This is a genomic window from Mesorhizobium sp. M0491, from assembly GCF_040321265.1.
GTDB lineage: Bacteria > Pseudomonadota > Alphaproteobacteria > Rhizobiales > Rhizobiaceae > Mesorhizobium.
Window position 1 is genome coordinate 1 of record NZ_JAMYRE010000003.1, and the last position, 13,655, is coordinate 13,655.

12 protein-coding genes are annotated in these 13,655 nt (G+C 61.5%); 5 read left to right on the top strand and 7 right to left on the bottom strand.

The window, feature by feature from the left end; genetic code table 11:
• Positions 1 to 164: 164 nt before the first annotated feature.
• Positions 165 to 1,475, bottom strand: coding sequence for an urea ABC transporter substrate-binding protein (gene urtA, locus NKI69_RS03895; protein ID WP_127258859.1), 1,311 nt, complete (start codon positions 1,473 to 1,475; stop codon positions 165 to 167).
• 309 nt (positions 1,476 to 1,784) lie between these two features.
• On the opposite strand from urtA, the gene NKI69_RS03900 reads away from it, so the two are divergent.
• Complete coding sequence (locus NKI69_RS03900) at positions 1,785 to 2,198, top strand: hypothetical protein (RefSeq protein WP_352720134.1); 414 nt, start codon at positions 1,785 to 1,787, stop codon at positions 2,196 to 2,198.
• 66 nt (positions 2,199 to 2,264) lie between these two features.
• On the opposite strand, the gene NKI69_RS03905 is transcribed toward NKI69_RS03900, so the two are convergent.
• From NKI69_RS03905 to NKI69_RS03915, 3 genes are all read right to left on the bottom strand, one after another.
• Positions 2,265 to 3,836, bottom strand: a complete 1,572-nt coding sequence (locus tag NKI69_RS03905; RefSeq protein ID WP_352720136.1) for a GMC family oxidoreductase — start codon at positions 3,834 to 3,836, stop codon at positions 2,265 to 2,267.
• 46 nt (positions 3,837 to 3,882) lie between these two features.
• Positions 3,883 to 4,413, bottom strand: a complete 531-nt coding sequence (locus tag NKI69_RS03910) for a gluconate 2-dehydrogenase subunit 3 family protein (RefSeq protein WP_352720138.1) — start codon at positions 4,411 to 4,413, stop codon at positions 3,883 to 3,885.
• A gap of 84 nt (positions 4,414 to 4,497) precedes the next feature.
• Positions 4,498 to 4,893: a VOC family protein gene (locus NKI69_RS03915; RefSeq protein WP_023813014.1), complete on the bottom strand. Its 396-nt coding sequence runs from the start codon at positions 4,891 to 4,893 to the stop codon at positions 4,498 to 4,500.
• A gap of 227 nt (positions 4,894 to 5,120) precedes the next feature.
• On the opposite strand from NKI69_RS03915, the gene NKI69_RS03920 reads away from it, so the two are divergent.
• Entirely contained in the window at positions 5,121 to 5,426 is a 306-nt protein-coding gene (locus tag NKI69_RS03920; RefSeq protein ID WP_023813015.1) for a ribbon-helix-helix domain-containing protein, read from the top strand.
• Between the two features lie 10 nt (positions 5,427 to 5,436).
• Here NKI69_RS03920 and NKI69_RS03925 read toward each other — a convergent pair whose 3' ends face one another.
• Positions 5,437 to 5,874: a VOC family protein gene (locus NKI69_RS03925; protein WP_023813016.1), complete on the bottom strand. Its 438-nt coding sequence runs from the start codon at positions 5,872 to 5,874 to the stop codon at positions 5,437 to 5,439.
• Between the two features lie 580 nt (positions 5,875 to 6,454).
• Here NKI69_RS03925 and NKI69_RS03930 point away from each other — a divergent pair.
• From NKI69_RS03930 to NKI69_RS03940, 3 genes are read left to right on the top strand one after another with little or no spacing between them, the layout of a single operon-like run.
• Positions 6,455 to 7,081 carry a gluconate 2-dehydrogenase subunit 3 family protein gene (locus NKI69_RS03930; RefSeq protein WP_245273274.1) on the top strand — a complete coding sequence of 209 codons (627 nt, stop codon included), beginning with the start codon at positions 6,455 to 6,457 and terminating at the stop codon, positions 7,079 to 7,081.
• 2 nt (positions 7,082 to 7,083) lie between these two features.
• On the top strand, positions 7,084 to 8,850 hold the full coding sequence (locus NKI69_RS03935; protein ID WP_352720141.1) for a GMC family oxidoreductase: 1,767 nt from the start codon (positions 7,084 to 7,086) through the stop codon (positions 8,848 to 8,850).
• The gene (locus NKI69_RS03940; protein ID WP_023813019.1) at positions 8,847 to 10,064 is read left to right on the top strand and encodes a cytochrome c; all 1,218 of its coding nucleotides are present in this window, start codon (positions 8,847 to 8,849) and stop codon (positions 10,062 to 10,064) included. Before NKI69_RS03935 ends, NKI69_RS03940 begins: the two co-directional genes overlap by 4 nt.
• 9 nt (positions 10,065 to 10,073) lie before the next feature.
• Here NKI69_RS03940 and NKI69_RS03945 read toward each other — a convergent pair whose 3' ends face one another.
• Both NKI69_RS03945 and cckA read right to left on the bottom strand, forming a co-directional pair.
• Positions 10,074 to 10,781 carry a purine-nucleoside phosphorylase gene (locus NKI69_RS03945; protein WP_023813020.1) on the bottom strand — a complete coding sequence of 236 codons (708 nt, stop codon included), beginning with the start codon at positions 10,779 to 10,781 and terminating at the stop codon, positions 10,074 to 10,076.
• Between the two features lie 86 nt (positions 10,782 to 10,867).
• Complete coding sequence (cckA, locus tag NKI69_RS03950; RefSeq protein ID WP_023813021.1) at positions 10,868 to 13,441, bottom strand: cell cycle histidine kinase CckA; 2,574 nt, start codon at positions 13,439 to 13,441, stop codon at positions 10,868 to 10,870.
• Positions 13,442 to 13,655 lie beyond the last annotated feature (214 nt).

Genomic DNA, 13,655 nt, shown 5'->3' on the forward strand with positions numbered 1-13,655 from the left:
CCTCGTTCTTCTGTTTAAATGCGCCTGGTACCAACTGCATAAACCCTATCTTTCTATAGGGGTTCTGGGGTGTTTGTTAACCCTTTTTGTTTTATGGGGGGGGCGGGAGGGGGTCTTACCCGGCCGGCACGCGCGCGGTCTGACTAGGTCAGCCCTGGGAGGGATCAGTTCGTGCCCTTGCCGCCGCACTTGCCGGTGGCAACATTGAAGTTGCCGCAGGACAGAGGCGCGCGCCAATCGGAGATCAGGTCCTTGGAATCAGGCAGATAGTCGGACCATTCGTCGCCCATCACCAGGCCCGGCGTGCGCGACACGGTTTCGAACTGGCCGTCGGCCTGGATTTCGCCGATCAGCACCGGCTTGGTGATGTGGTGGTTCGGCATCATCGTCGAATAGCCGCCGGTCAGGTTCGGCACCGAGACGCCGATCATGGCGTCGATGACCTTGTCCGGATCGGTGGTGCCGGCCTTCTCGACCGCCTTCACCCACATGTTGAAGCCGATATAATGGGCCTCCATCGGGTCGTTGGTGGTGCGCTTGTCGTTCTTGATGAACTTGTGCCAGTCGGCGATGAACTTCTTGTTCTCGGGCGTATCGATGCTCTCGAAATAGTTCCAGGCAGCGAGATGGCCGACCAGCGGCGCGGTGTCGAGACCGGCAAGCTCTTCCTCGCCGACCGAGAAGGCCATGACCGGAATGTCCTCGGCCTTGATGCCTTGGTTGCCGAGTTCCTTGTAGAACGGCACGTTGGCGTCGCCGTTGACGGTCGAGACGACGGCGGTCTTCTTGCCGGCCGAACCGAACTTCTTGATCGCCGAAACCTCGGTCTGCCAGTCGGAGAAGCCGAACGGCGTGTAATTGACCATGATGTCTTCCGCAGCCACGCCCTTGGCCTTCAGATAGGCTTCGAGGATCTTGTTGGTGGTGCGCGGATAGACGTAGTCGGTGCCTTCCAGCACCCAGCGCTTCACCGAACCGCCATCCTCGCTCATCAGATAGTCGACGGCCGGAATGGCCTGCTGGTTTGGCGCCGCACCGGTGTAGAACACGTTGCGCTCACTTTCCTCGCCCTCATACTGGACGGGGTAGAACAGGATGTTGTCGAGTTCCGAGAACACCGGCAGCACCGATTTGCGCGACACCGAGGTCCAGCAGCCGAACACCGCCGCGACCTTGTCCTTGGAGATCAGCTCGCGCGCCTTTTCGGCAAACAGCGGCCAGTTGGAAGCCGGATCGACGACGACCGCCTCGAGCTTCTTGCCGAGCAGGCCGCCCTTGGCGTTCTGCTCGTCGATGAGCATCAGCATGGCGTCCTTCAGCGTCGTCTCCGAAATCGCCATGGTCCCCGACAGCGAATGGAGAATGCCGACCTTGATCGTGTCGTCGGCGGCCTTCGCCGGAGCGGACATCAACAGGCCGGCGGCGACCACGCTCGCCGAAAACATTTTTGTTATTGTCGAGAAATTACCCCTCATATGACGGACTCCCAAGCTGGTTGATTGCACCGCAACACTACAAAGCAACCCCCATGCCAACCGCTCTGGCAATCCCGAAAGGGCACAAATAAATTAGAGATATCAGCACCTTGGAATATAGAGCTTACAAAACAAAGAGAGGTGGCCAGAAATCGATTGAGGGAAATTTGCGCAGCTTGCGCAGCTGCTGCCTATTTTTCGATCATTTGCCCAATCTGCCTAGATTTTGATCTCACCAGTGCCTCAGGCGACCGATGTTGCAGCGCGGTGCAAAAATAGGGCAAGCTCGCTCTTCAAGCGAGCGACGTCATGGTTACAGGTATTTCACGTATTTTCATCGGCATAGTACTTCTGACGGCAGCAACCGGGGCAGCGCGAGCCGATTTCAGCGACGGCAAGATGCCTGACGGCGCCTATCATTGCGAAGTGTACCTGCTTGGCATGTTCCTCAGCCTCGGCGACATCACCATCAAGGGGAACGTCTACAGCGGCCCCGTCTACACCAGCCTCGGCGTCTTCGGCACCGCGCGGCAGGGCTATAACTACCAAATGGACGCAAACGGCGTGATCTCGTGGCTGGGGCCGCTGGGCGGATATACCGCCGGCGGCAATTCACTGTCGCTGACCCAGGCGACGCTGGACGGTGAAACCGCGCCTTCCTTCGACATCATCATGAAGCAGCCCGACGGCGCCTTCACCGCCTCGACCTGCACCAAGCAATGAGGCGGCAAGGAAAAAAGGCGCGGAACCTTGCGGGTTCCGCGCCAGCAGTCTGTCGGGAGGATTTGACTAGATCGTCTTTGCCGACATCTGCGCGGCGATGTAGTCGGCTTGGCGGATCGCGAGCGACACGATCGTCAGGGTCGGGTTTTCGGCGGCCCCGGTGGTGAACTGGCTGCCGTCGGACACGAACAGGTTCTTGATGTCGTGCGCCTGGCCGTGCTTGTTGACGACGCCGTCTTCCGCTTTCTCGCTCATCCGGTTGGTGCCGAGATTGTGGGTCGACGGATAGGGCGGCGTCGGGAAGGTGCGGGTGGCGCCGACCGCATCGTAAAGTGCCGTAGCCTGCTTGTAGGCGTGGTTGCGCATCGCGGTGTCGTTCGGATGGTCGTCGAAATGCACGTCGGCGATCGGCATGCCGTGCGCGTCCTTTTCGTCGGTATGCAGCGTGATGCGGTTCTCCGCACGCGGCATATCCTCACCGACGATCCACAGGCCGGCCATGTGGTCGTAGTGATCGAGTGCGGTGGTGAACGAGCGCCCCCAGGCACCCGGATCAAGGAACGCCGCCATGAACGGCAGGCCGAGCGACAGCGTCTCGAACTCGTAGCCACCCACGAACCCACGAGACGGATCGTGCCGCGCCTCGTCGCGGATGATGCCGGCCATGGTCGTGCCGCGATACATGTGCACCGGTCTGTCGAAGATGGCATAGACCGAGCCGGTGGTGTGACGCATGTAGTTCTTGCCGACCTGACCCGACGAGTTGGCAAGCCCATCGGGGAATTTTCCCGACGCCGAATTGAGCAGCAGCCGCGGGCTCTCGATCGAATTGCCGGCAACCGCGACGATGCGCGCCTTCTGCTCCTGCAGCTTGCCGTCCTTGTCGGCGTAGACGACGCCGGTCACCTTTCCGCTAGCGTCATGGTTGATCTTGATCGCCATGGCGTTCGGCCTGACTTCGAGATGGCCTGTCGCCTCGCCCTTGGGGATCTCGGTGTAGAGCGTCGACCATTTGGCGCCCCATTTGCAGCCCTGGAAGCAGAAGCCGGTCTGCTGGCAAGACATGCGGTCGTCACGATCGACCGAATTGATCGCCATGTTGCCGGTGTGGCATTCCTTATAGCCGAGCTTGTCGGCGCCGGCCTTCAGCACCTTGAAATTGTTGTTGCCCGGCAGCCGCGGCCAGTCATTGGTGCCGGTGACGCCCATCTTGGCTTCAGCCTTGGCATAGTAGGGCTCCAGCTCGGCCAGCGTGATCGGCCAATCGAGCAGGTTGGCGCCTTCCAATTTGCCGTAGGTCGACAGCGTCTTGAACTCATGCTCCTGGATGCGCAGCGAAGCTCCGGCCCAATGCGTGGTCGAACCGCCGACCGACTTGACGATCCAGGCCGGCAGGTTGGGAAAGTCCTTGGCCACACGCCAGTCACCCGACGTGGTGCGCTTGTCCGTCCAGGCGAGCTGGCTGAACGAACCCCACTCGTCATTGATGAAGTCTTCGTATTCGTGGCGCGCGCCGGCTTCCAGGATGACGACGTCGACACCCTTCTGGGCGAGTTCGTTGCCGAGCGTGCCGCCGCCGGCACCCGAGCCGATGATGACGACCACGCCGTCGTTGTTCAGATCAAATGAAGCTGCCATGGTTTCCTCCCATGATTTCTGTTTGCGGGTTCAGGAACGACGGGGCTCAGAGCCACTCGATGTCGTCGAAACCGCGCGCGATGTAGCCGCCCTTGGAATAGGACTCGCCCTCGTAACCGAAGATCGGCCACACCTCTTTCTGGTTGTAGAGGCTGACGACGAGGCCGCCTCTGATGGCCTGGAAGAACGGCGTCGCCTCGATTTGCTTCAGCACGGCGACCCGCTGCTCCTCCCAGCCAAGGCCGCGGTAGCCGCCGTCACCGGCCTTCTTGTCGAGGTCGGCGATGCCGTCCTCGAGCATCGTCTTGTAGGCGGCGTCCTTGCCGGCCTGTTCGTCGTGGCCTTTCACGGCAATGGCGTAATATTTGTCCGGAACCTGATCGTGCGGATAGATGTCGCGCGCCATTTGGATCAGCGTCGCCATGGTTTCGGGCTTGAGTGCCGATGTCTCGAGCCCCCAGGCATGTTCGGGGCTGATGACGGCGCTGCCGGAGATGACGAGCAGCGCACCGATGCCGCCGCGTCTGAGAAGCTCTCGACGGGAAAGCCCAGGCTTCGCGTCATAGATCGTGACCATTTTATTCCTCCCTGCTTGCTATGTGCGCTCTGCTCAGAACGCCGTTGCTGGCGCGCCGCCCCTCAGAGGCGGCTGCGATGTCTCCTATTGGAAGCGACCTGTGCGTTGCAGAACCTCGATCTTGTAGCCGTCGGGGTCCTCGATGAAGAAAAAGCGGGCGATCAGCGATCCGTCGCGGTTGAACTCGACGATCTTCTTCGGATTGAGGCCAAGCGCACCGAGACGGTCATGTTCGCTGTCGAGATCGGCGACCGAGACAGCGAGGTGACCGTAGCCGTCGCCGAGCCCGTAAGGCTCTTGCCGATCCTTGTTCACGGTCAGTTCGAGTTCGAACCCCGACTCTGCGTTGCTGAGGTAAATGAGCGTGAATGTCTCGAAGTCCAGCCTGTCGGCGACATCGAGCCCGAATGCATTTCTGTAGAAATCGACGGACCGGGCCTCTTCGAGAACCCGGATCATGCTGTGGATCGCCTTGGCCAAATCAGTCTCCGCTCTGGTGTGGAGACGATTATGCGCGGCACGGACAATAAGGTGGTGGCAGCCGGTTACCACGCCCGAAGCCGTGAACCGTCCTCCATCGCCAACAAGGACAAAAGTTCGATTGCCGTGGCGGCGATTTTGCCCGAGAATGCATGTGGGGACAGGTCAAGCAGTATCAAACTGCACGCCCGTCCACCCAAGACCAACAATTATGGGAGGTTTGTCGGATGTGCAGGGTGTTTGCGGGCCAGGATCCCGAAGGCTATCGCCAGATCAACCGGTCGATTCGCATCGACGGCCACTCGACCAGCATCCAGCTTGAAGGAACATTCTGGGCGTTGCTCGACGAGATCGCCGAAAACCAGAACCTGACGACGCCGAAATTCATCTCCAAGCTCTATGACGAAGCCATAGAGATCAACGGCGCCATCCCGAACTTTGCGTCGATGCTGCGCACCACCTGCGCGCTCTATTTGCGCGGCCATCGGCCGGGAATGGATGAGCAGATGGTGCCGAAGCGGGAGGCCGCTTAGCGTATTGCGCTCAGCTGAGTTCTTGGGCGAGCCCGATGAGAAGCCCTCCAGGCCCTCGAATGTAACATAGCCGATACACGTCTCTATACTGGACGACTTCGCCTTCGAGCCGCGCACCGCGATTGCGGAGCCTTTCGAGCGTCCCGTCAATGTCGTCCACAGTGAACATGACGCGGAGGTAGCCCAGGGCGTTTACCGGGGCGTTGCGGTGATCCGCGACGACAGGCGGCGTGAGGAAACGGGACAGTTCGAGCCGGCTGTGGCCGTCCGGCGTCCGCATCATGGCAATCTCGACGCGCTGATCGCCCAGTCCAGTGACACGTCCGGCCCATTCTCCTTCGATCGTAGCCCGCCCTTCGAGCTCAAGGCCGAGCTCGCCAAAGAAACCAATCGTCTCTTCAAGGTCATCGACGACGATTCCTATGTTGTCCATCCGTTTGAGCGCCATGGTTTTTAGTCTACAAGGTGTCGTCCAGGTCGTAAACTCATTAGCCTGCTTGCCAGCTGAGCAAGTATGATCAAGGGATCTTGAGAGCCTGGTGATGCGTCGCGGTGGGCCTGGCATTGACCGCGACCTCGAACGCCACCCGGTCAGTGGCTGGTTCCTGATTCATGCCTGATGGCACGACGCTGTTTCTATCGGTCCAGCATCCGGGCAGGTAGGCCGGATGCTTCGCGGGATCGTGGCCCGACTTTCGGGCAGCCATCCGGCTTCAACAACACACCCAGACCCGATCGGCAGTCGACCGAACCCTCGCTAACGATTTTGTGATGTGGTTGACGAGGTCATTTTCATCTCGCAGTCTATCGGCATTCGATCTGCGGATTAAACTAACTATCGTTGTCATGATTACTTGGGCGTCACTTCCCGGGTGCGTTCTCTTATTTTCGAGATTCCTAATATGAACCATCGCAATCCTGTTCGAATGAATCGGCGTCTTTTCCTGTCCTCGGTCGCAATATTTACGGCAACCGCGACATCGGCCGGTTTTACGCGATCGTTCTCGGGCACTTTGCCCTGGACGCCAATGGCATCCGATCCACCCGCGCAGGTCGTGGCCGGCGGCTGGCACTTTTTCTCAGCCCAGGAAGCAGCCCTTGTCGAGGCGATCGTCGACCGCATCATTCCGGCCGACGAGCTCAGCATGGGCGGCAAGGAAGCCGGTTGCGCCGTCTATATCGACAGGCAGTTGATGGGGGCGTTCGGAGTGTCGAGCCGGCTTTACACGCAAGGCCCGTTTCTGCCTGGACTGCCCACCCAGGGCTATCAGGGCGAGGCCAATCCGGCGCAGCGTTACCGCACCGGGCTTGCCGCCATCGACGCCTTCCTGAAACAGCGGGACGGCAAGACATTCGTCGAGCTCGCATCGGCCGAACAGGATGCCTTCCTGACGGCAATGGAGGCCGGGAAAGTCGACCTGCCCAATGGCGTCAAGGGTCCCGGTTTCTTCGGGCTTCTGCTGCAGAACACCATGGAAGGGTTTTTTGCCGACCCCGTCTATGGCGGCAACAAGGACATGGTCTCGTGGCGCATGCTTGGTTTTCCAGGTGCCCGCTACGACTACCGCGACCATGTCAGCAAACACAATCAGCCATATCCGCAGCCGCCTGTCTCGATCATCGGGCGTCCCGAATGGCTCGGCAAAGGCGCCTGATCATGACCAAGATACTGCCTCGCAAAGACGTCGTGATCGTCGGCCTCGGCTGGACGGGATCCATTCTGGCCCACGAATTGACCGATCAGGGCCTGGACGTGGTGGCCATAGAGCGCGGCCCCTGGCGCGACACGGCAACCGATTTCAACATCGGCTATGCGCAGGACGAGTTGCGCTACAGCATCCGGCGCGACCTCTTCCTGCAGCCGACCGTCGAAACCATGACGGTGCGCAATGACCCGTCGCAGAAGGCGCTGCCGATGCGCGATTTCGGCTCCTTTCTCCCCGGCAACGGCGTCGGCGGCGCCGGCGTCCACTGGAACGGCCACACCTGGCGGTTCTGGGATTCGGACTTTCAGATAAAGACCAATCTGACGAAGAAATATGGTGCATCGAGAATCGCCGATCTCCAGGTCGAGGACTGGGGCGTGACCGGCGCGGAGATGGAGCCCTATTACGACCAGTTCGAGTATCTGGCAGGCATCTCGGGCAAGGCCGGCAATATCAAGGGGCACTTGCAGGAAGGTGGCAATCCGTTCGAGGATCCAAGGTCGCGGGATTATCCGAACCCGCCGATGCAGATGACCTACGCGCCAACCCTGTTCGCCGAGGTTGGCCGGTCGATCGGCCTGCATCCCTTCCCGACCCCATCCGCCAACATGTCGCGGGCCTATGTCAACCCGCTCGGCATCGCCATGGGTCAATGCACCTATTGCGGGTTCTGCGAACGCTTCGGCTGTGCCAACTATTCGAAGTCGAGCGCCCAGACCACCGTCCTTCCCGTGCTGATGAAGAAGTCGAATTTCGAGGTTCGCACCGACAGCGAGGTGCTGCATGTCGATCTGGCCCCCGGAGGCAAGTCGGCGCGCGGCGTCACCTATGTCGATACGTCAGGCGAGGAATATTTCCAGCCGGCCGATCTGGTGCTGCTGTGCGCCTACGGCCTGCACAATGCCCGGCTGATGATGCTGTCCGGCATCGGCAAGATCTACGACCCCGGCAGTGGCGAAGGAACGGTTGGGCGCAATTACTGCTACCAGACAAATGCCGGCGTGCAGGTGTTCTCCGACGACAAGAACTTCAACCCGTTCATCGCCGCCGGCGCGCTCGGCCAGACGATCGACGATTACAATGGTGACGCGTTCGACCACGGCGCGCTGGACTTCGTCGGCGGCGCGGGCATCAACTGCATTCCCACCAACGGGCGCCCGATCGGAACCAGGCCGACCTTGCCCGGCACGCCGAAATGGGGCAGCGCCTGGAAGAAGGCAACGGTCGAGGGTTACAGGAGCACGCTTGGCTACTCGTCCCAGGGAAGCAGTTACGCGACGCGCAACAACTACCTCGACCTCGACCCGACCTACAAGGACCGTTTCGGTCGTCCGCTGATGCGCATGACGTTTGATTTTCCCGACAATGACATCCGCATGTCGAACTATGTCTGCGACCGGATGGAGGAAATCGCCAAGGCACTCGGCGGCAAGCAGTACGCCGTCGGCCGCCGCAAGAAGGGCTGGGACAGCGTCCCCTACCAGAGCACCCACAATACGGGCGGCGCCATCATGGGAACGGACCCGAAGAAGAGCGCGGTCAACACCTTCCTCCAAAGCTGGGACGTCCCCAATGTCTTCGTCATCGGCGCGTCGGCCTTCCCGCAGAATGCCGGCAAGAACCCGACAGGAACCGTCGGCGCGCTCGCTTTCCGCGCCGCCGATGCCATCCGCAATCAATATCTGCGCAATCCCGGTGCACCGCTGGTGCAGGCATGAACAAGCTCGTTTTCACGCTCGCCATCGGCGCCGCGGCCCTCAACGCGGGCCCGGCACGGAGTGCCGACCAGGCGGACCAGATCATACGTGGACAGTATCAGGCCGTGCTCGGCGACTGCGCAGGCTGTCATACGCAGGCCGGGGGCAAACCGCTGGCTGGCGGACTGCCGCTCGAGACGCCGTTCGGCATGCTTGTCCCGCCCAACATAACCCCCGACGGCGAAACGGGCATCGGCAATTGGTCGGAAGCCGATTTCCGCAGCATGATGAAGTCAGGCGTCGGCCACAATGGCGTGCGGCTCTACCCCGCAATGCCCTACCCCGCCTATACCAGGATGAACGATCGGGACATTTCCGACCTGTGGGCCTATCTGACGACGGTTGAACCGGTATCGAATAAGGTCGAGGCCAATCAGCTGCCCTTCCCGTTGAACATCCGGCTGGCGATGCTGGGCTGGAATGTCCTCAACTTTACCGAGGCAAGCTTTCAGCCGGATTCCTCCAAGTCGGCGGAGTGGAATCGCGGCGCCTATATCGTCCAGGGCGCAGGACATTGCGGCACCTGCCACTCGCCCAAATCTTTCCTTGGCGCCGACAAGGACAGCGAGTTCCTGCAAGGTGCCTCCCTGCAAGGCTGGTTTGCCCCCGACATCACCAACAACGCGCAATCGGGCCTTGGAAAATGGTCTCAGGAGGATCTGGTCCAATACCTCAAGACCGGCGTCAACGCGCATTCGATTGCATCAGGTCCGATGGCGGAGGCCATCGAGAACTCCACGTCGAAAATGACCGATCCCGATCTCAAGGCGGTTGCAGTCTACCTCAAGAGCCTGGGCTCGGATGTCGACAGCGTCCAACCGGCAAAGCCTGACGCGACACGGATGGCAACGGGCGAGGCAATCTATCGCGACAATTGCTCGGCTTGCCATGGTGGAGATGGTGCCGGGTCAGGCGTGCTTTTCCCTTCCCTTGCCGGCAATTCGATCGTCGCGCAGGGCAGTTCCGAAACATTGGCCCGGCTCGTCCTTGCCGGCAGCCAGGCCGTGCACACGGCTGATGCACCGACTACGCCCGCCATGCCCTCCCTGGCCTGGCGCCTGAAGGACCAGGAGGTCGCCGACGTCCTGACCTATGTGCGCGCCAGCTGGGGCAACGCCGCCCCGGCGGTCTCCTCTGACGATGTCGCTGCCGTACGCAAGGGGCTGACCCGGTAGACCCGTACTCTAGCTCTCTGCTGCGACAGCGAGCGCCAGACGGCTCATGTCTGCGAACAATTCCTGGCGCTCGGAATAGTCGGTCTGTTCGCCGGTCTCGATGTTGTCGACCACGACACACATCGACAGCGCACGCGCTCCGAAATGCTCCGATATGCGATAGAGCGCGCTGGTTTCCATATCCACGGCCAGGGCTCCTTCCGCCCGCGCAACGGCAAAACGGGCGCGCCCTTCCGGGTGATAGAAGATGTCGCTGCACACCGTCAGGCCGGCATGATGGTCGATGCCGAATTCTACCGCCTTGGCCAGTGACGATGCGAGGAGCGCCGGGTCGGGGCCAGCGGGTCCATAAAGGCCGAAAACCTGGCCGCTCTGGGCGCTTTCCGCCTGTGCCGATTGTGAGATGACAAGGCTGCGCAGTTTTGCCTTTGCGGTCAGGCTGCCGCAGGTGCCGGTGCGGATCAAGGTCCGGGCGCCATAATGGTCCAGCAGTTCATGCGCATAGATCAGAAATGATGAAACGCCGATGCCCGTCGCCTGAATGCTGATGGACTTGCCACGAAACAGCCCGGTGAAGCCAAGCGTGCCGCGGCGGCGATTGATGCAGCGCGGCGCTTCCAGGAACGTTTGCGCCATCCACTCGGCACGCTGCGGATCACCCGGCAACAACACCGTGTCGGCGTAGTCGTCCTTGTCCGCTTCGTTGTGCGGCGTCACAAGTTGCTCCCCTAAGCCTTCCTGCCGTTTCACCCGCAATCATGGCGTTGTCACGGCGTTGTGCAAGGAGGAACATGGGAAAGGCTCTAAGACTCCAGCACGTCCTTGACGATCGTCGCCAGTTGCTTGAGCGAAAACGGCTTGGGCAGAAAGCCGAAATGCGCATCCGCCGGGAGGTTTCTGGCGAATGCGTCCTCGGCGTAGCCGGACACGAAGACGAACTTGATGTCCGGCTGGCGCTTGCGCAATTCACCAAGCAGTGTCGGTCCGTCCATTTCCGGCATGACTACGTCGGAAACGACGATATCGACCTTGCCGCCCAGCGCCTCGAACACTTCCAGCGCCTCGACGCCCGACGATGCCTCGTGCACGGTGTAGCCACGCGAGGTCAGCGCCCGCATGCCGCCCATGCGCACGGCATCCTCGTCCTCGACGAGCAGCACCGTGGCCGAGCCCGACAGATCCTTGGCCGGATCGGCGACCTTTGCCGGCGCTGCCGGCGCATCGCCGGGCTCGCCTGCTTTTTTCGCTTCGGCGATGTGACGCGGCAGGAAAATGCGGAAAGTCGAGCCTTTGCCGACTTCGGAATCGCAGAAGATGAAGCCGCCGGTCTGCTTGATGATGCCGTAGACCATCGACAGACCAAGGCCGGTGCCCTTGCCGACTTCCTTGGTGGTGAAGAAGGGCTCGAAAATCTTCTTCAGCACGTCGGGCGCGATGCCGCTGCCGGTGTCCTCGACTTCGACCACGACATAGTCCGCCGGGGCGAGTTCGCGGTAGGAAAAGGCCTTGCACTCCTCGGCGGTCACATTGCGGGTGCGCACGGTGAGATCGCCGCCCGCCGGCATTGCGTCGCGCGCGTTGACCGCAAGATTGACCACCACCTGCTCGAACTGCCCGATATCGACCTTGACCGGCCACAGGTCGCGGCCATGGTCGACCTTCAGCTTGATGTCGTTGCCGACCAGGCGGGCGAGCAGCATCCTGAGATCGGCGAGTACGTCGGTCAGGTTGAGCACTTCCGGTCGCAATGTCTGCTTGCGCGAGAAGGCCAGAAGCTGCCGCACCAGCGAAGCCGCCCGGTTGGCGTTCTGCTTGATGTTCATGATGTCGGGGAAGGACGGGTCCGACGGGCGGTGGTTGGTCAACAAAAGGTCGGACGCCATGATGATGGCAGTCAGCACATTGTTGAAATCATGCGCGATGCCGCCGGCAAGCTGGCCGACCGCCTGCATCTTCTGGCTTTGCGCCATCTGCCCTTCGAGCGCTTTCTGCTCCGTTGTCTCGACGGCGTAGACGATGGCCGACTCCTCGGCCCCCTCGCCGCCGGTGCCGTCGGCGACGGCGTTGACGTAGAAGCGGATGTGCCGTTCGTCGTTGCCAGGCAAAAGCGTGTCGATCGGCTCGATGTCGGCCTGCCGCTGCTGCGCTTTCTCGAAGGCAGCCGCGAAGGCCGGCCGGTCGCGTTCGTGGATCACCGTGTCGAGCCTTACGCGACGGTCGACGGCGTCGCGATCGACGACAGACGAAAACAGCGACAGGAACGGCGCATTGGTACGCAGGATGCGCCCATTGTGGTCGACGCCGGCGATCGCCATCGGTGTCGAGTTGAAGAAGCGGGTGAAGCGCACTTCCGAAGCCCGCAAATCGGCAGAGGCATCCTCGCCTTGCGTGCGGTTGAGCACGATCGTGCGTGTCGGCCCGTTCAATCCTTCGCGGCTGGCCGAAACGCGGTGCATGAAGCGCACCGGCAGCGCTTCGCCCGTCGTGGTCGTCAGGTCGAGATCTATCACCGCGTTGCGTGTGGTGCCGGGGTCGGCCTTGACCGAGCGGACCAGCGCCATGCCGTCGCCAGCCACGATCTCCGACAGAGACACGGCGCCGGGCGTGAAGCTGGTGAGGTCGATGCCCAGCCATTCGGCGAGCGTGGCGTTGATATAGGTGACGCGGCCCTCCTGGTCGGCCGAAAAGAAGCCGGCCGGCGCGTGGTCGAGATGATCGATCGCCTTCTGCAGGTCGAGGAAGAAGCGCTCCTGCTCGGCCCGCTCCTGCGAGATGTCGGCAAGCTGCCAGGCCAGCATCGGCAGCCGCTGGCCTGGAACGCTGAAGGCGCGGGCGCGTGCCCGGTACCAGCGGGCGCCAGGCTCGGCACCGGGCCGAATGGACTGTGCGAGCCTAAACTCGCCGTCGCCCGGCTGGCCGTCGCGCAGGCCGGATGCCAGGCGATAGATCGTCACCGAGGCTTCGGGGACATCCGAGAGCAATCCCTCGACGGTCTTCAGGTCGGCAGCGGACGATGCTCCGGTCATATCCGCATAGGCGCGATTGGCGTAGACGACGCGGCCCTTGGTGTCGGTGACGAGAAGCCCCTGCGACATCGAATCGACGAAGGATTTCGACAGTTCGTCGCCTGTCGAGCGTGGCGTGACCTGCACGAAGCCGATCGCCGTCGCGAACAGGAAGCCGACGCCGATCATCGCCAGCACGCCGAGCATGCCGAGCAGGAAAGGATCGCCGAGGCGCTCGCGGAAAAGCCCGAAGACGATCGCCGCCCCCGTCAGAACGACGATGAAAATGATAAGCCGGGTGACCGCGCCGGGTCGCGTATTCTGGTCGACGATCGGTACCGGATAGAAATCGCCGCGCGCTTCCTTGGCCATGTGCCCCCTGCTCGTGAATTCCGGTGTTCCGACACCCGCCCCTAGCGGGTTGAATCACATTCTCCTAGTCCGGAAAAGGCCTGGGCGGCAAATGTCGGATAAAAATGATGTCTTCCAGGCTTCGGAGTTTTTCTAGCTGTTCACCAGCGTGAAACGCAACTTGCGGTGGCCCGCTGCAACGGTCTAGTGTCTCTTCACTTCCAAGGGCGATCAG